24 protein-coding genes and 1 pseudogene are annotated in these 26221 nt (G+C 41.7%); 12 read left to right on the top strand and 13 right to left on the bottom strand.

Features of this window, described 5'->3' with window-relative positions:
* Window positions 1–23 precede the first annotated feature (23 nt).
* A complete protein-coding gene (locus PR808_RS18545) occupies window positions 24–281 on the bottom strand; it encodes a DUF2498 family protein (protein ID WP_206086098.1) in 258 nt (85 codons plus the stop codon).
* A 289-nt stretch (window positions 282–570) separates the two neighbouring features.
* Here PR808_RS18545 and topA point away from each other — a divergent pair, with 289 nt between their 5' ends.
* Complete coding sequence (topA, locus tag PR808_RS18540; RefSeq protein ID WP_206086097.1) at window positions 571–3177, top strand: type I DNA topoisomerase; 2607 nt, start codon at window positions 571–573, stop codon at window positions 3175–3177.
* 67 nt (window positions 3178–3244) lie between these two features.
* On the opposite strand, the gene PR808_RS18535 is transcribed toward topA, so the two are convergent.
* Both PR808_RS18535 and PR808_RS18530 read right to left on the bottom strand, forming a co-directional pair.
* A complete protein-coding gene (locus PR808_RS18535; RefSeq protein ID WP_272539861.1) occupies window positions 3245–4090 on the bottom strand; it encodes a phosphatidylinositol-specific phospholipase C domain-containing protein in 846 nt (281 codons plus the stop codon).
* Window positions 4091–4167: 77 nt separating this feature from the next.
* A complete protein-coding gene (locus tag PR808_RS18530; protein ID WP_206086095.1) occupies window positions 4168–5520 on the bottom strand; it encodes an MFS transporter in 1353 nt (450 codons plus the stop codon).
* 509 nt (window positions 5521–6029) lie between these two features.
* Here PR808_RS18530 and sodC point away from each other — a divergent pair.
* Window positions 6030–6554, top strand: a complete 525-nt coding sequence (gene sodC / locus PR808_RS18525) for a superoxide dismutase family protein (RefSeq protein ID WP_206086094.1) — start codon at window positions 6030–6032, stop codon at window positions 6552–6554.
* Between the two features lie 219 nt (window positions 6555–6773).
* Here the strand turns inward: sodC and PR808_RS18520 are convergent, their stop codons facing one another.
* Window positions 6774–8807 carry a M13 family metallopeptidase gene (locus tag PR808_RS18520; protein ID WP_272539860.1) on the bottom strand — a complete coding sequence of 678 codons (2034 nt, stop codon included), beginning with the start codon at window positions 8805–8807 and terminating at the stop codon, window positions 6774–6776.
* A gap of 310 nt (window positions 8808–9117) precedes the next feature.
* Between PR808_RS18520 and cysB the strand changes: the two genes are divergently transcribed.
* The 5 genes from cysB (at window position 9118) to PR808_RS18495 (ending at window position 14631) form a co-directional block, all read left to right on the top strand.
* On the top strand, window positions 9118–10092 hold the full coding sequence (gene cysB, locus PR808_RS18515) for an HTH-type transcriptional regulator CysB (protein WP_206086092.1): 975 nt from the start codon (window positions 9118–9120) through the stop codon (window positions 10090–10092).
* A gap of 135 nt (window positions 10093–10227) precedes the next feature.
* Entirely contained in the window at window positions 10228–10521 is a 294-nt protein-coding gene (locus tag PR808_RS18510; RefSeq protein ID WP_272539859.1) for a type II toxin-antitoxin system TacA family antitoxin, read from the top strand.
* Complete coding sequence (locus PR808_RS18505) at window positions 10518–11030, top strand: GNAT family N-acetyltransferase (protein WP_272539858.1); 513 nt, start codon at window positions 10518–10520, stop codon at window positions 11028–11030. The genes PR808_RS18510 and PR808_RS18505 overlap by 4 nt, the downstream gene beginning before the upstream one ends.
* A 214-nt stretch (window positions 11031–11244) precedes the next feature.
* Entirely contained in the window at window positions 11245–13917 is a 2673-nt protein-coding gene (gene acnA / locus PR808_RS18500; protein ID WP_206086089.1) for an aconitate hydratase AcnA, read from the top strand.
* A gap of 270 nt (window positions 13918–14187) precedes the next feature.
* Window positions 14188–14631, top strand: coding sequence for a hypothetical protein (locus tag PR808_RS18495; protein WP_272539857.1), 444 nt, complete (start codon window positions 14188–14190; stop codon window positions 14629–14631).
* A gap of 110 nt (window positions 14632–14741) precedes the next feature.
* Here PR808_RS18495 and hemB read toward each other — a convergent pair whose 3' ends face one another.
* Together hemB and ribA are read right to left on the bottom strand one after the other, a co-directional pair.
* Window positions 14742–15719, bottom strand: a complete 978-nt coding sequence (hemB, locus tag PR808_RS18490; RefSeq protein ID WP_206086087.1) for a porphobilinogen synthase — start codon at window positions 15717–15719, stop codon at window positions 14742–14744.
* Window positions 15720–15901: 182 nt separating this feature from the next.
* A complete protein-coding gene (gene ribA, locus PR808_RS18485) occupies window positions 15902–16498 on the bottom strand; it encodes a GTP cyclohydrolase II (protein WP_206086203.1) in 597 nt (198 codons plus the stop codon).
* Between the two features lie 215 nt (window positions 16499–16713).
* Between ribA and PR808_RS18480 the strand changes: the two genes are divergently transcribed.
* The 5 genes from PR808_RS18480 (at window position 16714) to yciH (ending at window position 20172) form a co-directional block, all read left to right on the top strand.
* Entirely contained in the window at window positions 16714–17454 is a 741-nt protein-coding gene (locus PR808_RS18480) for a phosphatase PAP2 family protein (RefSeq protein WP_272539856.1), read from the top strand.
* Window positions 17455–17581: 127 nt separating this feature from the next.
* Window positions 17582–17899: a LapA family protein gene (locus PR808_RS18475; protein ID WP_206086085.1), complete on the top strand. Its 318-nt coding sequence runs from the start codon at window positions 17582–17584 to the stop codon at window positions 17897–17899.
* 6 nt (window positions 17900–17905) lie between these two features.
* Window positions 17906–19078, top strand: a complete 1173-nt coding sequence (gene lapB / locus PR808_RS18470) for a lipopolysaccharide assembly protein LapB (protein WP_206086084.1) — start codon at window positions 17906–17908, stop codon at window positions 19076–19078.
* A 45-nt stretch (window positions 19079–19123) separates the two neighbouring features.
* Complete coding sequence (pyrF, locus tag PR808_RS18465) at window positions 19124–19849, top strand: orotidine-5'-phosphate decarboxylase (protein ID WP_272539855.1); 726 nt, start codon at window positions 19124–19126, stop codon at window positions 19847–19849.
* Window positions 19846–20172, top strand: a complete 327-nt coding sequence (gene yciH / locus PR808_RS18460) for a stress response translation initiation inhibitor YciH (RefSeq protein WP_272539854.1) — start codon at window positions 19846–19848, stop codon at window positions 20170–20172. Before pyrF ends, yciH begins: the two co-directional genes overlap by 4 nt.
* Before the next feature lie 55 nt (window positions 20173–20227).
* Here yciH and nadS read toward each other — a convergent pair.
* The 7 genes and pseudogenes from nadS to rsxD all read right to left on the bottom strand — a co-directional run.
* Window positions 20228–20389, bottom strand: a pseudogene (gene nadS / locus PR808_RS18455) (NadS family protein); the annotation flags it as partial.
* 79 nt (window positions 20390–20468) lie between these two features.
* Window positions 20469–20687: an osmotically-inducible lipoprotein OsmB gene (osmB, locus tag PR808_RS18450; RefSeq protein WP_225819467.1), complete on the bottom strand. Its 219-nt coding sequence runs from the start codon at window positions 20685–20687 to the stop codon at window positions 20469–20471.
* A gap of 200 nt (window positions 20688–20887) precedes the next feature.
* Window positions 20888–22831 (bottom strand): exoribonuclease II, encoded by a 1944-nt coding sequence (locus PR808_RS18445; protein WP_272539853.1) that lies wholly within the window; start codon window positions 22829–22831, stop codon window positions 20888–20890.
* A 134-nt stretch (window positions 22832–22965) separates the two neighbouring features.
* Window positions 22966–23607 carry an endonuclease III gene (gene nth / locus PR808_RS18440; protein WP_206086079.1) on the bottom strand — a complete coding sequence of 214 codons (642 nt, stop codon included), beginning with the start codon at window positions 23605–23607 and terminating at the stop codon, window positions 22966–22968.
* Between the two features lie 20 nt (window positions 23608–23627).
* Window positions 23628–24341 (bottom strand): electron transport complex subunit E, encoded by a 714-nt coding sequence (locus tag PR808_RS18435; RefSeq protein WP_206086078.1) that lies wholly within the window; start codon window positions 24339–24341, stop codon window positions 23628–23630.
* Window positions 24341–24970 carry an electron transport complex subunit RsxG gene (gene rsxG / locus PR808_RS18430; protein WP_206086077.1) on the bottom strand — a complete coding sequence of 210 codons (630 nt, stop codon included), beginning with the start codon at window positions 24968–24970 and terminating at the stop codon, window positions 24341–24343. Before rsxG ends, PR808_RS18435 begins: the two co-directional genes overlap by 1 nt.
* 9 nt (window positions 24971–24979) lie before the next feature.
* Window positions 24980–26059 (bottom strand): electron transport complex subunit RsxD, encoded by a 1080-nt coding sequence (rsxD, locus tag PR808_RS18425; protein WP_206086076.1) that lies wholly within the window; start codon window positions 26057–26059, stop codon window positions 24980–24982.
* Window positions 26060–26221 lie beyond the last annotated feature (162 nt).

Below are 26221 nucleotides of genomic sequence, written 5' to 3'. Positions count from 1 at the left end.
TTTTATCAATTATTGAATGTTAATTAATCATTTTCACGTAATTGGTATTGTTCTGAAAGAACATGGGCAAGATGTTTGTACATATTAAAAGCAGCGGTACTTTTTAATGTTGGGATACCATTTTCATCGAGAAAGAATTCCCCTTTAAAAACCAGCGTACCACGATGCTGCTCCACGGTGTCTACAAACATACCGTGAATATATTCGTCATGTTTCTGTATGATATCGTTAGCTTTTTCAAGTAACTCTGTTTTTGTAATGTACGGTAGATCGTCTTGCATAATAGGGCTCCCTTGAAAAAATAATTGGTTGCTTCTCGCATTTTATCAGGTAGAGTGTGTGGTTTTCAATTATGGCTTAATGCCTTTATATGGTTAAAATCAGTCAGCTAGAAGACTTTCATGACTTGTAGAATAACGTGATTGAGATTATAAGTTTTGTTTCAACACAAATAATTGATTGAAAATATATTGATATATTGTGATTGTGTCGCAATATAAAAAACAGATTCTCATTTTACGCATTTTAATGTAAAAGTGCGTCATAGTTGATATTTAGGTAAAGGTAAATATGGGTAAAGCTCTTGTTATCGTGGAGTCCCCGGCAAAAGCCAAGACAATTAATAAATACCTTGGCAGTGGCTACGTTGTGAAAAGCAGCGTCGGCCATATTCGTGATCTGCCGAAAAGCGGCTCTGGTTCACAAACCGGCTCACAAAAGAGTACAGGCTCATCTACCGAGAAAACAAAGAAAGTTAAAAAAGATCCACGCGATGCATTAGTGAATCGCATGGGTATCGACCCTTATCATGGTTGGAAGGCGAATTACCAAATTCTACCAGGTAAGGAAAAGGTGGTTTCTGAGCTGAAATCTCTGGCTGCGGATGCCGATCACATCTACCTCGCAACGGACTTGGACCGCGAGGGGGAAGCGATCGCATGGCATTTACGTGAAGTGATTGGCGGTGATGATTCGCGTTTTAGTCGTGTTGTATTTAACGAAATCACGAAAAACGCCATCACCCAAGCATTTGATAGCCCAGGTGAGCTAAATATTGATCGGGTTAACGCGCAGCAAGCACGTCGCTTTATGGATCGCGTTGTGGGGTACATGGTATCTCCATTATTGTGGAAAAAAGTGGCTAGAGGTTTGTCTGCGGGGCGTGTTCAGTCTGTTGCAGTGAAACTGATTGTTGAACGCGAACGAGAAATTAAAGCGTTTGTTCCTGAAGAGTATTGGGAATTACACGCGGACTTAGCAGATAAAGATATTGCAAATTTACGCATGGAAGTGACGTCGCAAGCAGGTAAATCGTTCAAACCTGTTAATAAAGCGCAAACTACCGCTGCGGTAAAATTACTTGAAAAGGCGCGCTTTGAGGTTATTGACCGTGAAGACCGCCCTACATCAAGTAAACCAAGTGCACCTTATATCACTTCAACATTGCAACAAGCGGCAAGTACGCGTTTAGGCTTTGGGGTGAAGAAAACCATGATGATGGCCCAGCGTCTGTATGAAGCGGGTTACATTACTTATATGCGTACTGACTCAACTAACTTGAGTCAAGATGCGTTGGATATGGTTCGTGGTTATATCAATGACAACTTTGGGGCGAAATATCTGCCGAAAGATGCCAATGTATATAGCAGCAAAGATAATTCCCAAGAGGCGCATGAAGCCATCCGTCCTTCTAGTGTTGATGTATTACCTGATTCGCTAAAAGATATGGAAAATGACGCAAAACGGTTGTACCAATTAATTTGGAACCAATTTGTTGCGTGTCAAATGACGCCAGCGAAATATGACTCTACGACCTTAACAGTGAAAGCGGGAGACTTTGAACTGAAAGCCAAAGGGCGTACGTTACGTTTTGATGGTTGGACGAAAGTAATGCCTGCACTGCGCAAAAACGATGAAGATAAAACCTTACCGCCAATTCAAGTGGGTACGGAACTATCATTAATTGAATTATTGCCAAGTCAGCACTTCACTAAACCGCCTGCACGTTTTAGTGAAGCTTCACTGGTTAAAGAACTCGAAAAACGTGGAATTGGTCGTCCTTCAACTTATGCGGCAATTATTTCGACTATCCAAGATAGAGGATATGTCAAAGTTGAAAACCGTCGCTTCTATGCGGAAAAAATGGGGGAAATCGTTACTGATCGTTTAGAAGAAAACTTCAACGATTTGATGAACTACGATTTTACCGCACGCATGGAAAACCAGCTCGACCATGTTGCAAATCATGATGCTGAGTGGAAAGCTGTTCTTGATGAATTCTTCTCTGATTTTAGTACCCAGCTTGATGTTGCGGAAAAAGATCCAGAAGAAGGGGGAATGCGTACCAATCCGATGGTTATAACATCAATAACCTGTCCTGATTGTGAACGCCATATGGGTATTCGCACTGCATCTACAGGGGTATTCCTGGGGTGTAGTGGCTATGCATTGCCACCAAAAGAACGCTGTAAAAAAACCATCAATCTGATCCCTGAAGATGAAGTACTTAATATTCTTGAAGGGGATGATGCAGAAACTAACGCGTTAAGAGCAAAACGTCGTTGCCCTAAATGTGGTACGGCGATGGATAGCTACTTGATTGATAACCAACGTAAATTACATGTTTGTGGTAATAACCCTGCATGTGAAGGTTATGAAATTGAAGAAGGCGAATTCCGTATTAAAGGCTATGATGGCCCTGTCATTGAATGTGATAAATGTGGCTCTGAAATGCACCTGAAAATGGGGCGTTTTGGTAAATACATGGGTTGCACCAATGAAGAATGTAAAAACACACGTAAAATCCTAAGAAGTGGTGAAGTTGCGCCACCGAAAGAAGATCCTGTTCCGTTGCCTGAATTACCGTGTGAAAAGTCTGACGCTTACTTTGTATTGCGTGATGGTGCCGCTGGGGTGTTCCTTGCTGCCAACACTTTCCCGAAATCCAGAGAAACACGTGCGCCATTAGTGGCTGAGTTACAACGCTTTAAGGACAGATTACCTGAAAAGCTTGCCTACTTGGCAGAAGCACCTGCTGAAGATGCTGAAGGTAACCCAACAGTTGTTCGTTTTAGCCGTAAAACCAAGCAACAATATGTTTCTTCGGAAAAAGACGGTAAAGCAACAGGTTGGAGTGCTTTTTATGTTGATGGTAAATGGGAAGTCAAAGAGAAATAATTCGTTAAGGTTATTTTTCAGATAAAAATAGAAATGCCAATCTGTTATTGATTGGCATTTTTTTGCGTTAAGCAGATTGTAATTGATTCACTTTAATCGTTTTCTTTGCTAAATCTTCATCAATAAAATCAAAGATTAATATGCCTTTTGGCGTAGCCTGATCTAACGTAGCTAATTCATCGCGAATAATAGGGTTAATGATGTTTGCATACGCGATTGGACTGCCCAGCTGACCATTCGTTGCACTAATATGATTGAGAACGAGTTGATGCTCTTTGGTATTATCATCGCCATGAATTAACGCCATTATGTCATTGATTTTTTCCTGGATCTCAGGGCCATTCCAGTTATCTTGTAATGAAATTAAGGGGTTTTGATGCCAATTATGCGCCCAACGAGTGCCATCCTTTAACGTTGAAACATGCAATTCTGGTGGTGCACATTCAATCACCAAGATTTTTCCTCTTAACTGTTTTACACTGGGCCACTTGAATGTGTTTTCATCAACTCGCTCAGGCAGTAAAAGGTGTTTTAGGTAAGGCTCAATAAATGGGATAAGAGCCTGTTTATAGGCCTCAAAGTCATTTTTTTTCTCATTGGCATTTTGAATGCGTAAAATGACAAATTCAGTAGGGTGTGTATCAAGGAAAGAAATAAAGCAGTGAAGAAGGTCTTCTGCCATGATGTCGCTATGCCATTCACGGTGTGCAATATTTAGATTGCGAGTTAGCCTTAAATCAAAAAAACGCACGCCGCAGTTAAGCTGCTCCACTAGCGATAATGTCTGGGTTTGGTAATAAGGCAGATCACAGGTTGATGTAATGGCATCATGAGTTCCTGGGATCAATAAATCAGTTACGGATAATTCATCTGCAATGTATTTGAGCCAATCAATATAATTATTATTTCGCATAGTGCTTACCTAATCCATTTTCTAAATAGACAATAAGCCGTTATTACAACGGCTTATGTCGTCATAATATCAATGTGTTATTGCGCTTTTTTCATTTTAATAACGGTCCAAGACAGTAAGGCGGCGATTAATGTTAAGACAGATAACCCAATAAAAACATTACCAATAATATTCGTTGGAGTCAGAATTTCTTTGACGACTTGCCCTTGTTCACCTAATTGTGGACTAAAAATGATCTTACCTAAAATTAATGGCGCTAGCAGTGCAGGAAGGTATCCAATCGTGATAGCCAAAGACATTGCAGCGGAAGCATGCTTTTTATCAATCCCAAACTCACCGATCGGGGCATAGTAGACGCCTCGGATCATAAAGCAGCATGCGGAGGCACATAACATCAGGATCATTATAGTGTTACGAACTGCAGGGCTAATGATATTGTCAGGAGCTTGGCCAGCCATAAATTCCGTGATAGAAGCTGGGTTCATATAGAACAAAATACCAATAGCGGCGAGTAGGAACACTAAAACGAATGACATAAAACGCATAAAGTGGGCGGTGGATTTAAACGCTAATGTGACCAGCAATGTGGATAATAATGGCAACATTCGCAATGCAATAACAACAGAAACAAATACTGCAGCGACGGTTGCAGATGTACCATAACCTGCTTGTAAGAAACGGGCAAAGTAGGTACCCGCTGCAACAAAAGTACCGTAAATACAGAAAACGTTGAGGCCTGTTACCCAAACAATCGGTAATTTGATAACTTTTAATACACCAAGCAGCGCTTCTTTCACTGAGTTTACGGTATCAGCGTCCTCACTGACTCGCGCGTCCTTCGGTACAGCCAAGAAAATGAATATCGCAGTAGCGAGCACAATAATGGATGATGTGATCATCATGGTGCGGCTACTTGCTTCGTAATAAACCATTGCAGCCCATAATAGACTCATCAAAAATGCTAATAAACCTCGTCCAAATTCAAACATACCAAAAGCAACACCTTGATGCTCTTTGGTGGTAGATAAACTCACCGCCTTAAAGTTGGCGGGTTTAAATAACACTTCACTGAGTAATAACATGGAGAAAAAACACAGCAATAAAGTTGGCATGCTTAACCCTGGTGAGTTTAAGGCGATAAAGAGAGAAATAAAGCCAACTCCGAGTGTGGTGATTAACATAATCACACGGACTTTAAATCTATCACCGACCCAACCCAGAGCGAGAGTGCCTAATAAGATAACTAATCCTTGCATGGAATAGAGCTGGCCTGCTTGCGCATCAGTGATCCCCATAGCGACAGGAAAGCCAAGGGGTAGGGAGTTCCGCAAGTCCCAAAAGGCATACAATAGCTGGGCGTTTGCAGTAATAAATATCAGTTGAATAATGGTGTGTGCTGAAAAACCAAACTTTTTGGCAAGAGTATTCATAATCTATTTTCCACTTATTATAAAAATTAAAGAAAACATAGTGTTATATTTTGTTAACTTGTTTTTGTAAGGTACAGCCAATCTCTTTAACGTTATTTTGCTGGGTGGGATTTTATGAAATTTTTATTTCCTATTTATTTCATGTGAAATGAATAGTCTGAAATGTAGGCGAAATGAAAATAATATACTGTGATCATTTTCACAGCATGTTAACATTTTTATCAAAGAGTTATTTTACGTAAATGTACTAAAATGAAGTTTTTATAATAAGTCTATAACGGCATAAATATTCTTAATTGAGTGATTTTTGAAGATTAAGTTAACAATATTGATTGTGATATAACTATCATTTATTAACTAAAGCTAAATGCAGCACCAAAGTGATAACAAATTTGTGTTAACTTAAGTACAGTCATTGGTACTAATGAAACAACAGTAATCGTTCTTACCTTGTTTATCATAAGGTAATTGGATGGAATGATTGATAAATGTTATCCACTGGAGGCAATATGAAGTTAAAGATGTGCTTATTTGCTGCATTACTGACTGCGGGCACTGCCTATGCAGCACAATCCACTGTGGTATTAAAGGAAGCAACGCCAACGGGTGAGGGTAAAACGATTGGTGAAGTTGTTATCTCTGAAACTGAGTATGGGTTATTGTTCACACCAAAACTTTCAGGTTTACAATCTGGTATTCATGGTTTCCATGTCCACGAAAACCCAAGCTGCGAGCCAGGGGAAAAAGACGGCAAATCTGTTCCTGCACTAAAAGCGGGTGGGCATTTAGATCCAGCAAAAACGGCTGTTCACAAAGGGCCATATGATAATACTGGGCACTTAGGGGATTTACCCGGTCTCGTTGCAGATAGCCAAGGTAATGCCGATTATGCGGTTTTAGCGCCACGTTTAAAAACACTGAAAGATGTGCAAAACCGTGCGTTAATGGTGCATGTGGGGGGCGATAACTATTCCGATAATCCAGAAGCGTTAGGTGGTGGGGGGGCTAGGATGGCCTGTGGCGTCATCAAATAACTTTGCTCGTCATATTTTACGGTGTGGCGTTGTTGGCTTCATTCTGTTATGTGGGTCACATACTGGAGTATGCTCCCCACGATAACCTCATTTGCCGCCTAGCCACAACGTAAACTATTTAGAGCAAGGTCTTAATTGTCCAAAGCAATACTTAACTGATGATGTGGTTTGAAAGCTCGGAAATATGCCGAGCTTTCTTTTTATCTATTTATCAATCGACTACCAAATACGAATACGCTTTTCAGGTTCCAAATAGAGAGCATTGTCTTTATCGACACCAAAGGTTTGGTACCAATCATCAATATTACGCACAACGCCATTGGCACGGAATTGGTTTGGACTGTGCGGGTCAGTCATAATTTTATTACGCTCAGACTCTTTATTCGACAGCTCTTGCCATGTGCGTGCCCATGCGATGAAAAAACGCTGTAAGCCGGTTATGCCGTCAATAATCGGCGGTTCACCATTTGGGTAATTTTCTTTGGCGAATTGTTTATAGGCACTCAACGCGATATTTAGCCCGCCTAAGTCCCCAATATTTTCGCCTAGAGTTAATTGCCCATTAACTTTCAAACCATCGACATCAAACGCGTTGTATTGTTCGACCAACTTCTCAGTTTTTTCTTTGAAGTGCGTTTTGGCACTTTCACTCCACCAATTACGTAGTTGCCCTGTACCATCATATAAACTGCCTTGGTCATCAAAACCATGACCCATTTCATGGCCTATCACTGCACCAATTGCCCCGTAGTTATAAGCGGGGTCAACGTTAGGGTCAAAGAATGGGGCTTGTAAAATAGCAGCAGGGAACACGATTTCATTTTGTACAGGGTTGAAATAGGCATTCACCGTTTGTGGTGTCATTCCCCATTCCCATTTACGAACAGGCTGGCCCATTTTGCTAATCATGTCGTTGTAGGACCATGCAACAACTTGTTTGTAGTTATCAAACAGTGAATCTGGTTTTAAATTAATGTCACTGAAATCATTCCATTTGTCAGGGTAGCCCACTTTTACGGTGAACTGTTCCAGTTTTTTCAGGGCTTCTTGGCGTGTGCTATCATCCATCCAATCGTTGTCTTTTAAACGTGAATTAAATGTGCCTCTGACATAGCTCACTAAATCTTGAATTTTTTCTTTGGATTGCGGGTCGAAATATTTTTCAACATAGATTTGCCCTAATGCTTCGCCCTGAAGGGAGTTTACTGTTTGTAACGCACGTTCTTGGCGGGTACGTTGTTTCTCGACACCGTTGAGTTTTTTCGAATAAAAATCAAAGTTGGCATCAGAAATAGCTTTATTTAAATAGCGTGCATGATCGCTAATATATTGGAACGTTAAATAATCTTTTAAGGTTGAAACAGGTGTTTGCGCGAAAATTTTTGCGGTTTGTTCAACGGCGCTGTCTGTTTCTACTACCACTTTTTCAAGCTGCTTATCGGTGAGTTTGTAGCGGCTGATAAAACTGCTCCAATCAAAGCCTTTGGTATGATTTTTCATTTCAGCTAATGACATAGCATGGTAGTTTTTGATGGTGTCACGGCGCGCTTCAGGACTCCAATGTACGGTTGCAATGGCTTTTTCTAAATCGAATATTTTTTGCGCTTTTTGTTCAACGTCTTTTTCACCCGCCAGTTTCAGCATCGTTGCGATATAAGCGATATAACTTTTTCGTATATCTTGCATTTGTGGGGTGTCATCGAGGTAATAAGTCCGATTAGGTAATCCTAAACCCCCTTGGCCAATATACAACACATACGTTTCAGGGGATTTTGCATCTAAATCTACCCAATAAGAAATCAATGAATTGAAATCTGGGTTAGTCATTAGCTGACTGATATCCTGATGGTTTTTTGCTTTTGCAATCTCGGCTAAATCCTGTTTGATAGGTGAAAGTCCAGCCTTTTCGATGGCGTCTTCATTGAGAAAACTTTGGTACAAATGACGAATATTGCGTTGATTATGGTTTAGTTCGCTTTCTGGTTTTTTCTGTAGTTCATCAATGATAGCTTGGGTCTGTTTTTCGGTATTTAAATACAAATCAACAAAAGAGTTAATGCGGGGCATACCCGTTGGGATTTTTGCCTTGCTTATCCAATCCTCATTCACGTAGCGGTAGAAATCATTACCAGGGTTAATTGTGTCGGATAAAACAATTTTCTGTTGTCCGTAAGTCACTTCCTTTGCAAGTAGTTGAGGTGCAAAGGAAACCGTTGACATACCAATAAGCAGTGCCAAAATATTTATACGCATGTAAAAACCTCTCTTCGTTGAGAATCTATAACTCCACTTTTTCAAGCTTATACTGAAGTGGAAATCCTTCAAATTACGTTTTATTCATTGAAACATATCACGAATTAAAGATAACCCGTCTTTGCAATACATTACGACGTTGAGGCAGGAAAAATTCACCTTAGATGAAATTTTGTCATCATACTGTTTATTCTCGTTAGAATAATGTTATATTGGTTATATCGATTCAATTGTATATAATTTTTAGTTATAACTAATGTTTTTTAGCTATAGCGACTCTATCGTGATCCAGTAAGGGGTAGGCAGAAATATGAAATTGCAGCAATTACGTTATATTGTTGAAGTTGTTAATCATGACTTAAATGTCTCCTCTACGGCGGAGGGGCTTTTTACTTCGCAACCAGGTATTAGTAAGCAAGTGCGGATGCTAGAAGATGAGCTAGGCATTCAGATTTTTGCTCGCAGCGGTAAACACTTAACGCATGTCACCCCTGCGGGAGAAGAGGTCGTTCGTATTTCAAGGGAAGTGTTGTCGAAGATTGAAGCAATACGTTCAGTTGCGGGGGAGCATACCTACCCAGATCGCGGTACGTTAAATATAGCAACGACCCACACGCAAGCGCGTTATGCATTACCGCCGGTTATTAAAGGCTTTATTGAACGCTACCCACATGTGTCTTTGCATATGCAGCAAGGCACACCAACCCAAATAGCGGAAGAGGTATGCAAGGGGAACAGTGATTTTGCAATCGCCACGGAGGCACTCCATCTGTATAGCGACTTAATTATGCTGCCTTGCTACCATTGGAACCGTTGTGTGGTGGTGCAAAAAGACCATCCGTTGGCGACGAAAAAGAATGTGACCATTGAAGATATTGCGGAATACCAAATTGTGACATACACCCATGGCTTTACTGGGCGTTCAGAACTGGATGTCGCTTTTCAAAAAATAGGCCTAGAGCCGAAGATCATTTTTACAGCAACAGATGCAGATGTGATTAAAACTTACGTCAGGCTGGGATTGGGTATTGGTATTATCGCCAGTATGGCGGTTGATGCGGTAAATGATTCTGACCTTGTTGTCATTGATATGCGTGATAAGTTCAGCTATAGCACCACGAAAATTGGCTTTAAACGCACCAGTTTCTTGCGTAGCTATATGTATGATTTCTTATGGCGTTTTGCCCCACATTTAACGCGTGATGTGGTGGATAAGGCGATTGCCATTCGCAACAATGATGAAATTGAAGCTTTCTTTAAAGATATTCAGTTACCGATTATTTGATTTTTGTATTATTGCCTGCCCATCTAATGGTAGCCACATGATGAACAGTGGCTACCATTAATCATCTATTAACCGCAATGCGGATAAAACTGTGTGCTTAAAAAATAAGTCATCAGTTAGGCGTTAACCATTGCGATGCAAAATACATGTGATAATGATACGGTGCTTACACGTTCATCATTGAATTTACGAATTAAATTAGAAGATAAAATTCTGATTGACCGAGCTGCTAACGCTGCTGGGAAAAATCGTACTGAGTTTGTACTCGAAGCGGCTCGTCGTGCTGCGGAAGAAACATTAGCCGATCTCCGTGTGATTAATGTGAGCCCTGAGGTTTATCAGGAGTTTGTTGCTCAATTAGATGCCCCGCCGAGCAATAATGAGGCGCTCAGAAAAACCATGATGTCCAAATCTCCGTGGGAGAAATGACATTGAACCTGACAGCTCCTGAGCCCCTCAATTTAAACCACCGTCTGGATGTATTCTCTTCGGGTGAAGAAACGTTGGATCATTGGTTAAAAAACCGCGCGATGGGAAATCAGAAAACGAGTGCATCCCGCACTTTTGTCACTGCATCTGATAATACGGTGATGGGGGATTATGCACTTTCTACAGGCATTATAACTACCAACCAAGCGGTGGGTAAATTTCGGCAAAATATGCCAACAGATATTCCTGTTGTTTTACTTAGCCGCCTAGCAGTGGATGCAAACGTGAAAGGATTCGGTGTTGGCAGGGCGCTTGTAAAGGATGCGGCGCTGAGAGTTATCCAAGCATCAGGGCTTGTCGGTATTCGGAGAATGGTTGTTCATGCGCTTTCAGTTGATGCTAAACGGTTTTATGAACACGTTGGGTTTGTATCTTCACCTCTAGACTCAATGATGCTAATGGTCACTTTAGCTGATCTTCAGCTCGCAATCGGCGCCTATCCAAACTGAAAATAACCGTCATCCCCCAAACTTTTTACCGTCATTTACGCTTATACTTTCCATTCTTATCTCAAATTTCCTATGATAAATAGGTCTAAACTGCAAATTTGGCACAAAATCTATAAATCAAATTTATAAAGCAACTATGATTACAATTGGTTAACAAAAAATAATGGTGGTAAATAAACATTATTGCCATAGCCATAAAAACCAAGGAGGAGTTATGTCGTTGAGTCTAAAAACAACGAGTGCCTCAACACTCGCTGTCGGAAACAAGCAGTATAATTACTTCAGTTTGGCGCTTGCCGAGAAAAAAATCGGCGATGGTTCAAAGCTGCCCAAATCCCTCAAAGTGTTACTCGAAAACCTATTACGCCATATCGATGGCACTTCTGTTGTTGAACAAGACTTACAAGCCATTATTGATTGGCAAAAAAACGCTCATGCAGATAGGGAAATTGCCTATCGTCCCGCTCGTGTACTGATGCAAGATTTTACTGGCGTCCCTGCGGTTGTTGACCTTGCAGCAATGCGTGAAGCGGTGAAATCGTTAGGGGGAAATGTCAATCAGGTCAACCCATTATCACCTGTTGATCTGGTGATTGACCACTCGGTGATGGTGGATGAATTTGCCACACAATCTGCGTTTGGTGAAAACGTAGAAATTGAAATGGAACGTAACCACGAACGCTATTTATTCCTGCGTTGGGGGCAAAAAGCGTTTAACCGTTTCCAAGTTGTGCCACCGGGCACTGGGATTTGCCACCAGGTTAACTTAGAGTACCTTGGAAAAGCGGTTTGGCATGAGGAAATCGATGGGAAGCTATACGCTTATCCAGATACGCTAGTGGGTACCGATTCTCACACAACCATGATCAATGGGCTTGGTGTGCTGGGTTGGGGAGTGGGTGGTATAGAGGCTGAAGCAGCGATGTTAGGTCAGCCTGTTTCGATGCTTATCCCCGATGTGGTTGGGTTTAAGTTAACAGGCAAATTATCGGAAGGTATTACGGCAACTGACCTTGTATTAACCGTCACACAAATGCTGCGTAAACACGGCGTGGTCGGTAAGTTTGTGGAATTCTACGGTGATGGTTTGGCGGATTTACCCTTAGCTGACCGTGCCACCATCGCCAATATGTCACCTGAATATGGTGCAACATGTGGGTTCTTCCCCATCGATGATATTACGTTGTCCTATATGCGACTAACAGGACGTAGCGACGATGAAGTGGCGCTGGTGGAAGCGTATAGTAAAGAGCAGGGCTTATGGCGTCACGCAGGTGATGAACCTATCTTTACCAGTACCCTTGAATTAGATATGTCGACGGTTGAATCTAGCTTAGCTGGGCCAAAACGTCCACAGGATAGAGTGGAGCTGAGTCAAGTACCAAAAGCGTTCCGAGGTGCAGTTGAACTCGAAGTGAATAAACAAGATAAAAATGCACACCCAGAAGTGAAATATCAAAATCAAACCTTTGAACTCACTGATGGCGCAGTCGTGATTGCGGCGATTACATCTTGTACCAATACTTCAAATCCGAGTGTTTTGATGGCGGCGGGGCTGTTAGCGAAAAAAGCGGTTGAAAAAGGGCTGTCTCGTCAACCTTGGGTTAAATCATCCCTTGCACCAGGTTCCAAAGTGGTCACGGACTACCTTGCGGTAGCGGGCTTAACACCTTATTTAGATAAATTGGGATTCAATCTTGTTGGGTATGGATGTACCACCTGTATCGGTAACTCAGGTCCATTACCGGAACCAATTGAAGCGGCGATTAAACAAACCGATTTAACCGTTGGTGCAGTGCTTTCGGGGAACCGAAATTTTGAAGGGCGGATCCATCCTCTGGTGAAAACTAACTGGTTGGCATCTCCGCCGTTAGTTGTGGCCTATGCCCTTGCAGGAAATATGAATATTAACTTGAAAAATGAACCGCTTGGTGTAGATAAACACGGTAATGACGTTTATCTAAAAGATATTTGGCCAAGCAGTGCTGAAATAGCCCAAGCTGTGCAACAAGTTAAAACAGAGATGTTCCGCAAAGAATATAATGCCGTATTTGAAGGTGACGATGCGTGGCGTGCTCTCGAAGTTGAAAGCTCATCAACTTATCATTGGCAGGCGGACTCAACGTACATTCGCCATCCACCATTCTTTGAAGGCATGCAAGCCCAGCCTGCGCCAGTTAAAGATATTCACGGCGCCAATATTTTGGCTATCCTTGGCGATTCAGTCACTACTGACCATATTTCTCCTGCAGGGAATATTAAGAAAGACAGTCCAGCAGGGCGCTACCTTCAAGAGCATGGTGTTGCTGTTGCAGACTTTAACTCTTATGGCTCACGACGAGGTAACCATGAAGTGATGATGCGCGGCACCTTTGCGAATATTCGTATTCGTAATGAAATGGTACCAGGTGTTGAAGGTGGTTATACCTTACATATTCCAACGGGGCAGCAAATGGCTATCTATGATGCAGCAATGTTGTATCAGCAAGAAAAACGCCCATTGGCGATTATTGCAGGTAAGGAATATGGTTCAGGTTCGAGTCGTGACTGGGCTGCAAAAGGAACTAATTTGTTAGGCGTTCGCGTGGTGATTGCAGAGTCTTATGAGCGTATTCATCGTTCAAATTTAATCGGTATGGGGGTTGTACCTCTGGAGTTTAAAGATGGTATGTCCCGCAAAACCCTTGGACTAAAAGGAGACGAACGCATTGACGTTGTTGGTCTGCAATCCCTGACACCAGGGCAAGACCTGAAGGTGAATATTACTCTGGGTAATGGTGAGGTCAAGGAGATCACTACCCGTTGTCGTATTGATACGGGTACTGAAATGGAGTATTACCGCCATGGCGGTATCTTGCATTATGTCATTCGACAAATGCTTCATTAACACAGGTTAACTAAAAACGTCTGTTTGGTTAATCCAGCAGACGTTTTTTTATTCCTATCTTATTTCTTAATCTTGTTTTTTCTCAATATTTTCGATGTGGATCTACGTTATGGTGTTAGGTAGATGGTTAAATATAGGGGAGAAAACCATTCTTAATTCAGTGAGTACTGAATTAAGTTCGCCATAAATCAGTTTCTTTGTTTGAATTAGTATCCATGTAATGGATTCGGGCTCGCTAAATTTATCGAAAACAACGTAAAGGAAATATATATGGCAGATATCAATGAAACCGATTTCTATAAAGGGGCATTGTGGGCAGCAGATATCTTATTAACAACTTCTCATTTTGATGGGTCGAATGAAGAGGTTCGCGATATTTTAGAACATATTCCTAATTTGTATTCTATTGTGATGAGAACACCTGAAACGGAAGTTCACGACTTACGTCTCTATGCGGACAAAGAATTCCCACTTGGCTTAAATGCAGATTACACTGCAATTACTATCGCACCATTAAAAGAGTATTTTGATATTGTGCCTATGCCGGATCAAAACCCGGAGAGTATTACTTTTGAGGTGGAATTTTGGGGCGTTGTTGCCAAGACAACTGCAGGTAAAGACGATTTATTGATAGCGGGCTTACCTTCGGTAGAAGTTGCTCAGCATTATGCAAAAACATTAACGCATCAGCTTGAAATTCAGCGTGGCAAATAACCGATTGATTTATTTTTAATCTGTTTTGGCTTGCTTTTTAATCTAAAATGCCAAAAAACCGCAGTACTGTGTTTATATCCAGTATTGCGGTTTTTTTTATAAGCTAAAAATTATAAAGCCTTACTTTCAGCCAGTTGTAGGGCAAAGTAAGTGAAGATAAGGTCAGCACCTGCGCGTTTAATTGAACCTAATGTTTCCAGTGCCACACGTGTTTCATCAATCGCACCCGCTTGTGCTGCAAATTTGATTTGCGCATATTCGCCACTAACTTGATACGCACCAATCGGTAATTGTGTGTGTTCACGTAAATCACGAATGATATCAAGATAAGCCCCAGCGGGTTTGATCATCAGCGCATCTGCACCTTCGCGCTCATCAATCAGCGATTCATGTAGCGCTTCGCGGCGGTTCATTGGGTTCATTTGGTAGGTTTTTCTATCACCTTTTAAACATGAGCCAGCTGCATCACGGAATGGGCCATATAATGCGGATGCAAATTTTGTGGAATAGGACATAATGGCCGTATCTGTAAAACCTGCTTCATCCAGTGCACGGCGGATCGCCGCAACTTGTCCATCCATTGCAGCGGAAGGGGCGATAAAGTCTGCACCTGCTCGGGCAGCAGCAACTGCCTGCAGACCTAAATTGTGAATAGTGGCATCATTATCAACAACATGGTCATGCATCACCCCGCAGTGACCATGGGAAGTATATTCACAAAAACAAGTATCTGACATCACAATCATTTCAGGAACTGTGTCTTTACAGATACGGGACATACGAGCGACTAAGCCATTTTCCTGCCATGCATCACTACCATTATCATCAAGGTGGTGGGAAACGCCAAATGTCATGACTGACTTAATGCCTGCATTTGCGATGCGTTCAATTTCATACGCTAAGCGTTTTTCAGGAATACGCATAACACCAGGCATGCTATTGATCGGCATATAATCGTCGAGTTCTTCTTCAACGAAAATAGGTAAACAAAGGTCATTAATCGATAGATGGGTTTCTTGGAATAAAGTGCGGAGTTTTTCAGTTTTACGCAGTCTTCTCATGCGTTGAATAGAATGCAGGTTGTTCACAATATCTCCTTGTAGTTTGATGAATAAGCAAAAGATAAAGGTCATTCATCAAAGTCATAATATTGAGAACAGTATAAACCTTATAGAAAGAAAGTGAATATAACCATCAAGAAATGGCACACATTGAGAGGATAATTGAGAGAAAAGGGAAGAACGTAGAAACTCTCCCCTTATTGTGTAGCTTACTGGTGTTTAAACAGCATATGACCCATCTTTTGTGCTTTAACATCCAAATAATGTTCATTACTTGGATTACGCCCAACGATCAAAGGCACACGTTCAACCACATTTATACCCGCTTCACGCATGATATCGATTTTTTTCGGGTTATTCGTTAGCAAACGAACTTCGTTGATCCCCAGTAATTTGTACATATCTGAGCAGAGGGTAAAATCACGTTCATCGGCTTTAAAACCCAGTTTTAAATTTGCCTCGACAGTGTCTAAACCTTGGTCTTGTAGCGCATATGCACGGATTTTATTGAGCAAGCCAATATTACGGCCTTCTTGGCGATGGTAAAGTAACACCCCGCGGCCTTCTTTACTAATCTGAGAAAGCGCGGCTTCTAATTGGAAACCACAATCGCAACGTAAGCTAAATAGCGCATCACCCGTTAAACATTCAGAGTGAATACGGCTAAGAACGGGGGTATCCCCAGAGATGTCGCCAAAGATTAACGCGACATGGTCATGGCCCGTTGCAATTTCTTCAAAACCTACCATCAGAAATTCACCGAACGGTGTTGGGAGTTTTGCTTGAGCAACACGTTTTAGCTGCATATTTTCATTCATTAGTTAAAGTAACTCTTGCTTAATGTAATAACGTAAATCGATATAAGGTACATGAGTATAATATATCGAAGCTATATGACGTTTTGCATATAGAGGCTGGTAATCTTTGCACACAACCAACACTGTATTACTATAACAGAGTTAATCGAGAGTGAATGGAATATTTCTTCATAAGGTGGATTAATATTTATGGAATGCATTAAATGAGAAAAACTATTTTCGTCGTTAGCCTGTTTGCTATTTTATTAGCATTACCACCCATGATAATGCTAATTTCGGGGTGGCAATGGACGCCAGAAAATCAATTTAAATCAATGAAATGGCTGTTATGGCTGACCGATACAGCAGGTGCACCATACAGTATTATTACGTCATTAGCACTTATGGGGATAATCATATTCAGACTACGTGCAGAAAAAAGTATGGTCTTGAAGATTGTGATTATTGTTGCTAGCGCTTTGTTACTGCAACAAGGTACCAAAACATTACTTAAAAACCATTTTCAAGAGCCTCGACCTTATGTGGTTTGGCTCGAAGAGCAATATGATGTGACGCATTCGGATTTTTATGAATTAACACGAGCCGCTCGAGCCAAGTTGATTAAAACGGTCGTTAAACAACATGATGATATTGCTAAGTGGCAAAGAAAGCATTGGCAAGCAGAAACAGGGTACTCATTTCCATCAGGACATATGTTATTTGCTGCTGGCTGGGCACTCTTGTTTATCGCCTTTTTTTGGCAAAGAGGCTACTATGGCTTTTCGATTGGCCTAGCACTCTGGGCAGAGGGGATCGCATTTAGCCGCATGTTATTAGGTATGCATTGGCCAATTGATGTCATTACGTCAGTATTTATCAGTGCCATTTTTGCCATTTTGGCTTACGGTGTATTTCTGTTTCTTAAGCGGAAAAAAAAGTCGGTTAATCTTTCGTCAAGAGAGTGATTGTTGCGACAAACTCTGTGAATTTTCGAATTTGTATAAAATAAATTGCTTTGTCTGGATGCGCGGGAAATGCTACCTTATCAGGTAGATATTATTGAATGGATAAGAACTGATAACGGGAACAAATGTGAAATACTTTCTGATTTTATTACTGGCGGTCGCATTTTTTATTATCTCGATTACGCTAGGTTCAAGCAATGATCAGGTTATTACATTTAACTACCTGATTGCAAAAGGGGATTTTTCTTTATCAACCCTTCTTGCATCACTTTTTGGTGTCGGTTTTGTGCTGGGATGGCTGGTGTGTGCGGCATTTTATTTACGTACAATCGTTAGCCTGAAAAACGCACGTCGTAAAATTAGACGTTTAGAATCACAATTAGGTGCTGGAGAAAGTAATATTTCTGACTCAACCTCATTAGTGACGACTCAGAACAAGGAATAATCCTGTATGTTCGAGTTGCTGTTTCTGTTGCTTCCTGTGGCTGCCGCTTATGGTTGGTATATGGGGCGCAGAAGTGCTCAACAAGATAAACAACTACATGCTAACCGCTTGTCCCGTGATTATGTGACAGGCGTGAACTTTCTTTTGTCAAATCAGCAAGATAAAGCGGTTGATTTGTTTCTAGATATGCTTAAGAATTATGATAGCTCTGCATTTGAAGCACATTTAACCTTAGGGAATTTATTTCGTTCTCGAGGTGAAGTTGAACGTGCTATCCGCATTCACCAATCGCTGGTGGAAAGTGCTTCGTTATCCTTCGAACAACGCCTCCTTGCAACCCAACAACTTGGCCGTGATTACATGACCGCTGGGGTGTATGATCGCGCCGAAAATATGTTCCAGCAACTCACTGATGAAGTGGATTTCAAGCAAAGTGCTTTACAATCTTTATTAAATATTTACCAGTTAACCAGTGAATGGTCGAAAGCTATCGATGTTGCAGGTAAACTGGTTAAATTAGGCCATAACGAATTACGCGAGCAAATTGCACATTTTTACTGTGAGCTTGCGGTACAACAATTGGCGAGTGATGATCTTGATGATGCACAAGCCTTATTAAATAAAGCAGAACAAGCCGATAAAAACTGTGCGCGCGTTTCGATTATGAAAGGGCGTATTTTTATTGAGCAAGGCGTTTATGAAAAGGCCATTCATGTTTTAAAGCAAGTATATGATCAAGATAGAGAGTTGGTTACTGAAACGCTGCCACTGCTCCATGATTGCTATCAACGCACCGGTCAATTGGATGAATGGGAAGATTACTTGCGTCAATGTGTAGCGGGTAATTCAGGTGCAATTGCAGAGCTGTATCTCGCCGATATTATTGTTGAAAAGCAAAATCATGAAGCTGCTGCAAATTATATTAATGACCAAATTCAACGTCACCCAACCATGCGACTGTTTTATCGTTTAATGGATTACCACCTTGAAGAAGCCGAAGAAGGCCGTGCAAAAGAAAGTTTGATTTTGCTAAGAAAAATGGTGGGCGAACAAATCCGAACAAAGCCTGATTACCGTTGCCATAAATGTGGCTTTACTTCTCGTTCATTATATTGGCACTGCCCATCTTGTCGTTCTTGGGATACGATTAAACCCATTCGTGGGTTAGATGGCCAGTGACAACGTCACTTTTTAACCTCATAACAACTCATTAAAGGCTATGAAATGATTTCCTCAACTGAGAACCAGACACTCTCGCCAATCATTGTGGCACTTGACTATGAAGATGCTAATGCTGCACTGGCGTTTGTTGACCGCATTGACCCGCGTGATTGCCGTCTTAAAGTAGGCAAAGAAATGTTCACGTTCAATGGTCCTCAATTTGTCAAATCACTCCATGATCGCGGCTTTGATGTTTTCCTTGATTTAAAATTTCATGATATTCCAAATACGGTTGCTCGTGCCGTCGCCGCTTCTGCTGAAATGGGCGTCTGGATGGTCAATGTGCATGCGGGCGGTGGGGCTCGAATGATGGAAGCGGCTCGTCAATCACTCGAAGTTTATGGTAAAGATGCGCCTTTATTAACGGCAGTAACTGTTTTGACCAGTATGGATGAGACAGATCTAGTGGGCGTGGGGATCCAAGACTCTCCTGCGGTTCATGCAGAACGTCTTGCATTGCTGACCAAACAGTGTGGTCTTGATGGCGTTGTCTGTTCTGCCCATGAAGCAAAACGCTTAAAAAGTTTATGTGGCAAAGATTTTAAATTAGTCACACCAGGTATTCGCCCAGAAGGTAGTGATGTTGGCGATCAACGCCGTATCATGACACCACAAGATGCTGTCAAAGCAGGGGTTGACTATATGGTGATTGGACGCCCGATCACGCGTAGTGAAAACCCAACGTTAACATTACAGCAAATTAACCAATCTATTAAAGGTCTCTCATGAGTGATTCAAACAGCCGTCTAGTATATAGCACAGACGTTGGGCGTATTGATGAAGAAAAACCGAAGGTAGAAAGGCCAAAAGGTGATGGCATCGTTAGAATTCGCCGTGAAACATCAGGTCGTAAAGGAAAAGGGGTTTGTGTCGTGACGGGCCTTGATCTTGATGATGTTGAGCTCATAAAACTTGCCGCTGAACTGAAAAAGAAATGTGGTTGCGGCGGTGCAGTAAAGGATGGAAATATTGAAATTCAAGGGGATAAGCGAGATGTGATTAAGCAACTCCTTGAAGCAAAAGGCATGCAGGTAAAATTAGCTGGTGGCTGATTAAAATGATTAAAGAAAAACGGTGGTTGCAGGTGTAATCACCGTTTTTTATGGTTTAAATTGCTGCGAGTTCTTTGAATAATTCAGGGTTTCTTTTTATTGCCACTAATACTTTAGCCGCTAACCCTGTTGGGTTAGGTCGTTTGAGTTCCCAGCTTTTAATGGTATCAACGCTAGTTCCTAATGCATTAGCTAATTCGCTTTGTGAAACATTGAGTTAGCGTTAGAACACTGAAAATAAAATAGCGCCAAATGGATGGCGCTATTTAGAGAATAGGGGCATAGCTTATTGTCGGTTATTTGCCAATTTGGTGGCCAATGATCCCGCCAACGGCGGCACCGCCTACCGTACCAAGTGAACTACCCCCAGTAAGCACTGCACCACCGACGGCACCGACACCAGCACCAATGGCAGTATTTTTATCGCGCTTAGACATGTTGGAACAGGCACTCACGCTAATAGCGACGGTTGCGATAACCATAAATGATAAAATGCGTTTGCTGACAGTATTCATTTTTTAATCCTTAACACGTATTAAACAAATCATAAATTAGCATGATAGGTAAATTTACGAATAAGAATAATCAGGAAAAAATAGCGAATAGCATATAAATTTTAACGTAAAATGCGAATTAATCACTACTGATTAGGTTGCGAACGAATAAAAGACCATAAGCATTAACTTATGGTCTTTTAAAGATAGCACAGAAAGTATTATTCTGCAGGGCGAGCAACGATATTACGTGTTTCCATACGAACTTCCGCAATGGTGACATTAATAATATCATTGAGTTGATATGCTTTTTCGCCTTTAACCAGAACGCTGCCAGTTTCTTGGCTACACTGAATTTCATCACGAACACTGTGAATAAATGGTGCAGGAACAAATGCCACCGCGCCATTATCCACGAGACGTACACGTACACCACCACGGGTAATATCAATAATTTCTGCGGGGAATTTAGTGTCAGTGCCTTCAAACGGTTTTAAGTAACGTGAATAGAGCCAATCACCCACATCGCGTTCCGCCATACGGTTTGCACGGCGACGTTCTGCCAATTTAATGGAAAGCTCTTCAGTGGGTTTATCCGTTGAAGGCTTGCCCGCAATAATGGACTTTAATAACCGATGGTTAACGATATCGGTGTATTTACGAATGGGGGATGTCCATGTTGCGTAAGCGTCAAAACCAAGGCCGAAGTGAGGGCCGGGATCAGCTTTAACTTCGGCAAAAGTTTGGTAGCGACGAATTCGGCTATCTAAGAACTGGGTAGGTTCGGCATCAAGCTTACGACGTAATTGACGGAAACCTTCCAGAGACAATAATGATTCTGCGGTGGTTTCAATACCATTGTCTTTTAAGGTTTGAACAACCTGGTCAATTTGCAATGGCTCAAAGCCCATATGCACATTGAAAACGCCGAAGCCGAGTTTTTCTTTTAACACGCTGGCTGCACAAAGGTTAGAGGTGATCATTGCCTCTTCAACAATGCGGTTAGAACTGCGGCGGCTTTCTGATACAATATCAACGACATTACCTTTATCATCAAGCACAAAGCGGTAATCAGGGCGGTCTTTAAAGACTAATGCATGAGTTTCACGCCAATGTAAGCGTTTATCAGCCATTTCTTTTAACAGCAATATTTGTTGTTTGTCTATGTCATTGGCGGGTTGCCAATTTCCAGTTTCTTCAAGCCAATCAGAAACTTCGTCATACACTAATTTGGTTTTTGATTCGACCCAAGCACTGAAAAACTCAATGTGACTATCAAGGCTGCCATCTGCAAGAATTTGCGCCACACATACTAAAGCAGGGCGACGTTCATTTGGGCGCAAGGAGCATAAATCATCTGACAATTGACGCGGTAACATTGGGATATTGAAACCAGGTAAATAGTTAGTATAAGAACGTGCAAGGGCCAGTTTATCTAATTCACTGCCTTCGCGGATATAGCTGGTTGGGTCAGCGATAGCGATGAATAATTTGAGATTGCCTTCAGCGGTTTTCTCAACATACAGCGCATCATCCATATCTTCAGTACTAGCGCTATCGATGGTCACAAAATGTAAGTCAGTTAAATCAACGCGTTCAATGCCTTGATCATCACGCTCGCTTTCCACCATTTGAGGTTCATCACGGTCTAATTGGTGACGGCGTAACGTTACCCACCATGGTGCAAAGTGGTCATCGCCTTCAGTGATGTATTCTGTAATATCTGCGTAAAAGTTTTTATCGCCTTTTAAGGGATGACGGCGCATTTGAGCGACGACCCAATCATCTTGCTTAAATTCATGGGTAATACCATTCACAGGACGACATAAAATCATGTCTTTGAGTAACGGGTGATCGGGGATAACAAATAAGCGATTGTCGTTTTCTTTTTTCTGAATTTTACCGACAAATCTCTCTAAAAAAGGCTCGACAAGTTCTTCTGGCTCAGCAAACTCACGGTCTTTATCCGTATGTACTGCGGCGATGACACGGTCACCGTGCATCACTTTTTTCATCTGAGGAGGCGGAATGAAATAGCTTTTTTGGCCATCAACTTCTAAAAAGCCAAAACCTTTTTCAGTGCTTTTTACCAACCCTTCAACACGAGGTGTTTGGGCATGTAATGTCTGTTTAAGTTGTGCGAGCAGTGGGTTGTCTTGAAACATACTTACCGTTTTATTAAGTTTGAATTTGGCTCTATTGTTACGTAAGACAAAGTCCTAGAGCAAGGAAAAAATGCGTTGTGCTTATGATTAGCACGATGACCTATCTTTTTCGTCATCAAAAGCACGATATATAGTTAATCCTCTGGGTAGACTTTGTCTTTAAATTCACAGAGGTCTTCGATGATGCACGAACCACAACGGGGTTTGCGCGCAATACAAGTATAACGCCCATGTAGAATAAACCAGTGATGGCAATCGACCTTAAATTCAGCTGGGACGACTTTCAGTAACTTTTCTTCAACAGCGACAACGTCTTTACCTGGGGCAAAGTTGGTACGATTACATACGCGAAATATATGAGTATCGACGGCAATGGTTGGCCAACCGAAGGCTGTATTAAGAACGACATTGGCTGTTTTACGGCCAACGCCTGGAAGCGCTTCAAGGGCCTCACGGTTTTCGGGAACTTGGCTATTGTGCTTTTCAATCAGTATTTTGCAGGTTTTATAAACACTTTCTGCTTTAGTATTAAATAAGCCAATAGTTTTGATATATTCTTTAATACCATCAACACCCAGCGCCATAATTGTTTCAGGTGTGTTTGCTACGGGATAAAGCTTTGCCGTGGCTTTATTAACGCTGACATCAGTCGCTTGAGCGGAGAGTAACACAGAGATTAATAGCTCAAACGGGGAGCTAAACTCTAGCTCCGTCGTTGGGTGGGGATTGTTGTCCCGTAAGCGAGTTAAAATTTCAATACGTTTTGATTTATTCATTGCTCACATTAATTTGTTTATTAAGAAAGATGACCGCCGCAACCTTGTTGTTTTTCATATTCGCGTACTGACTGATGGTCAGCTTGCAAAGCCGCTCTTTTTTTCATTTTTTCATCAATTAAATATTTTGCAGCTAACAATAGGGCAAGGCCAATAAAGGCACCTGGTGGTAGCATAGCGAGTAAAAATGGAGAATCAAGGTGAATAACTTCAATGCGTAATGAAGTAGCCCATGAGCCTAACAGTAAATCAGCGCCATCAAATAAGGTACCGTTACCTAAAATTTCACGAATTGACCCCAAAACAAACAATGTCGCCGTTGCCCCTAAGCCCATCGCTAAGCCATCTAATGCTGATAACGAAACGGGGTTGCGAGATGCGTAGGCTTCTGCACGGCCAATGACGATACAGTTCGTCACAATCAACGGAATAAAAATCCCGAGCGATTCATATAAACCAAAAGCATAGGCGTTGATTAGCATTTGTACCGCACTCACAACCGATGCAATGATCATCACATAAATTGGGATACGAATTTCAGATGGCACCCAACGGCGCAGGGCAGAAACAGCTACGTTAGTGCATATCAGCACAAGTGTTGTTGCAAGGCCAAGCCCGAGAGCATTCGTTGCTGTAGAAGAAACAGCCAATAGCGGGCAAAGCCCTAAAAGCTGGACTAATGCAGAGTTATTTTTCCATAACCCTTGGACTAATAAATCTTTAGATTCACTCATTATTCTTCCCCACAATTTGGGTAAGTTGCTAATTCTTGCGGAATAGTTTGCATAAAGACCGCAGTTCGTTTGGTGGCATTGACCACCGCTCTTGGTGTGATGGTGGCGCCAGTGAATTGGTCAAACTCGCCACCATCTTTTTTTACAGCCCATTTGGGGTCATTTGGCGATTCGATTTTCTTCCCGCTTAAATGGGTGATCCAATCTGAAATACGCGTTTCAATTTTATCACCAAGCCCAGGTGTTTCATGGTGTTCGGTCACACGAACACCTAAAACAGTGCCGTTAAAATCAGCGCCTACCAACAAGTGGATAGCCCCTGAGTAACCATCTAATGCCGTGGTTTCTAACGCCGCAGCAACGGGTTCACCATTTTTACGGGCTATATATAAACGCCGTGGCTGTTTATTACCTAATATAGCCTCATTGGTGACTAGATAACATTCTTTAGTTAAATCATTATTATAGAGGTCACTGGGGATGACTTGGTCGAGCAATTTTTTCTGCACAATGGCGGCTTGCTCTGCAATAATGTCTTTCGTCAAAGTATAGACCGCTGCACTCAATGCCGTGGTTCCTGCGGCAAATATGGCAAGGATAGTTCCGTGACGTCGCATTGTATTTAACATGTTGGCTCCTTATTTATGTCCATATGCACGCGGTTGAGTGTAATAATCAATTAACGGCACGGTGATGTTTGCCAATAATACAGCGAAGGCAACGGCATCAGGGTATCCGCCATAAACACGGATCACCCACACTAAGAAACCAATAATCATTCCAAAAATAATTCGCCCTTTTGGTGTTGTTGAAGCGGTAACAGGGTCGGTTGCGATAAAAAACGCACCCAACATGGTGGCACCTGACAGTAAATGAACCAATGGCGGTGCATAACGGCTATCATCAATCAGGTAGCTGATTATGGAGAAAACAGCTAAGGTTCCTAAGAATGACAACGGAATATGCCAGCTAATAATACGGCGGTTAATCATAATTAAACCACCAATAAGATAAGCAATATTTACCCACTGCCAGCCAATCCCAGCTAATGAGCCTTGTAAAATAGGTTGTTGTAATACGTCAGAAATAGAGTGTGTTAGTAAGCCTGTTTTAAAGCTATCCAGCGGTGTCGCTTGACTCATACCATCTATGCCCGTTCGTAACTGATCAAGCGTCACTCCCGAAGAAGTCTGCCCACTGAAGATCACTGACAAGCTATCAATGGCAGAGATATGCATGTTTTGCAATTCTTGTGGTGGCAGCCAGTTGGTCATATGTACAGGGAAGGATATTAATAATACAACATAACCAACCATTGCTGGGTTGAATGGATTTTGCCCTAATCCACCATAACATTGTTTGGCAATGGTAATGGCAAAGAATGTCCCTAATACAATCAACCACCAAGGTGATAACGGGGGTAAGCTGATCCCGAGTAATAGGGCAGTGACAATGGCAGAATTATCTTTAAGCACAGGAACAACAGGCTGCTTGCGTAAGCGTATGGAAACAGCTTCAGTTACAACCGCTGTGAGTATCGCTAAAACAATTTGATAGAGCGTACCTATACCAAAAAAGTAAATTTGTGCTGCTATTCCTGGAATGGCAGCGAGAAGCACCCAAAACATCACTAAGCTGGTGCTTTGGTTATTATGAGTAAATGGTGCGCTTGCAATTTTTAGTCGGCGATTTTTCGCATCAATTGGCCTAAATTTCATTTCGTTATCACTTACTCTGTTATCGTTTGTTCATTGTGCTTTTCAGCTTGTTTTGCTTTAACGCGGGCAATCGCAGCAGCAACCGCAATTTTCCTAGGGTCGGTCTCTTCATCTATGGGTGGCTCAGCTGCAGGCGATAACTCATCAATTGTTGCTTGTTTC

Origin of the sequence: Providencia sp. PROV197 (assembly GCF_028479625.1) — a bacterium.
Lineage (GTDB): Bacteria > Pseudomonadota > Gammaproteobacteria > Enterobacterales > Enterobacteriaceae > Providencia > Providencia vermicola.
This window is presented reverse-complemented; position numbering and strand designations above follow the sequence as displayed.

What these genes read in the sequence shown, in the direction of transcription:
- PR808_RS18545 (WP_206086098.1), bottom strand. Translation starts at nt 281, where the DNA reads ATGCAAGACGATCTACCGTACATTACAAAAACAGAGTTACTTGAAAAA.
- topA (WP_206086097.1), top strand. Translation starts at nt 571, where the DNA reads ATGGGTAAAGCTCTTGTTATCGTGGAGTCCCCGGCAAAAGCCAAGACA.
- PR808_RS18535 (WP_272539861.1), bottom strand. Translation starts at nt 4,090, where the DNA reads ATGCGAAATAATAATTATATTGATTGGCTCAAATACATTGCAGATGAA.
- PR808_RS18530 (WP_206086095.1), bottom strand. Translation starts at nt 5,520, where the DNA reads ATGAATACTCTTGCCAAAAAGTTTGGTTTTTCAGCACACACCATTATT.
- sodC (WP_206086094.1), top strand. Translation starts at nt 6,030, where the DNA reads ATGAAGTTAAAGATGTGCTTATTTGCTGCATTACTGACTGCGGGCACT.
- PR808_RS18520 (WP_272539860.1), bottom strand. Translation starts at nt 8,807, where the DNA reads ATGCGTATAAATATTTTGGCACTGCTTATTGGTATGTCAACGGTTTCC.
- cysB (WP_206086092.1), top strand. Translation starts at nt 9,118, where the DNA reads ATGAAATTGCAGCAATTACGTTATATTGTTGAAGTTGTTAATCATGAC.
- PR808_RS18510 (WP_272539859.1), top strand. Translation starts at nt 10,228, where the DNA reads ATGCAAAATACATGTGATAATGATACGGTGCTTACACGTTCATCATTG.
- PR808_RS18505 (WP_272539858.1), top strand. Translation starts at nt 10,518, where the DNA reads ATGACATTGAACCTGACAGCTCCTGAGCCCCTCAATTTAAACCACCGT.
- acnA (WP_206086089.1), top strand. Translation starts at nt 11,245, where the DNA reads ATGTCGTTGAGTCTAAAAACAACGAGTGCCTCAACACTCGCTGTCGGA.
- PR808_RS18495 (WP_272539857.1), top strand. Translation starts at nt 14,188, where the DNA reads ATGGCAGATATCAATGAAACCGATTTCTATAAAGGGGCATTGTGGGCA.
- ribA (WP_206086203.1), bottom strand. Translation starts at nt 16,498, where the DNA reads ATGCAGCTAAAACGTGTTGCTCAAGCAAAACTCCCAACACCGTTCGGT.
- PR808_RS18480 (WP_272539856.1), top strand. Translation starts at nt 16,714, where the DNA reads ATGAGAAAAACTATTTTCGTCGTTAGCCTGTTTGCTATTTTATTAGCA.
- lapB (WP_206086084.1), top strand. Translation starts at nt 17,906, where the DNA reads ATGTTCGAGTTGCTGTTTCTGTTGCTTCCTGTGGCTGCCGCTTATGGT.
- pyrF (WP_272539855.1), top strand. Translation starts at nt 19,124, where the DNA reads ATGATTTCCTCAACTGAGAACCAGACACTCTCGCCAATCATTGTGGCA.
- yciH (WP_272539854.1), top strand. Translation starts at nt 19,846, where the DNA reads ATGAGTGATTCAAACAGCCGTCTAGTATATAGCACAGACGTTGGGCGT.
- osmB (WP_225819467.1), bottom strand. Translation starts at nt 20,687, where the DNA reads ATGAATACTGTCAGCAAACGCATTTTATCATTTATGGTTATCGCAACC.
- PR808_RS18445 (WP_272539853.1), bottom strand. Translation starts at nt 22,831, where the DNA reads ATGTTTCAAGACAACCCACTGCTCGCACAACTTAAACAGACATTACAT.
- nth (WP_206086079.1), bottom strand. Translation starts at nt 23,607, where the DNA reads ATGAATAAATCAAAACGTATTGAAATTTTAACTCGCTTACGGGACAAC.
- PR808_RS18435 (WP_206086078.1), bottom strand. Translation starts at nt 24,341, where the DNA reads ATGAGTGAATCTAAAGATTTATTAGTCCAAGGGTTATGGAAAAATAAC.
- rsxG (WP_206086077.1), bottom strand. Translation starts at nt 24,970, where the DNA reads ATGTTAAATACAATGCGACGTCACGGAACTATCCTTGCCATATTTGCC.
- rsxD (WP_206086076.1), bottom strand. Translation starts at nt 26,059, where the DNA reads ATGAAATTTAGGCCAATTGATGCGAAAAATCGCCGACTAAAAATTGCA.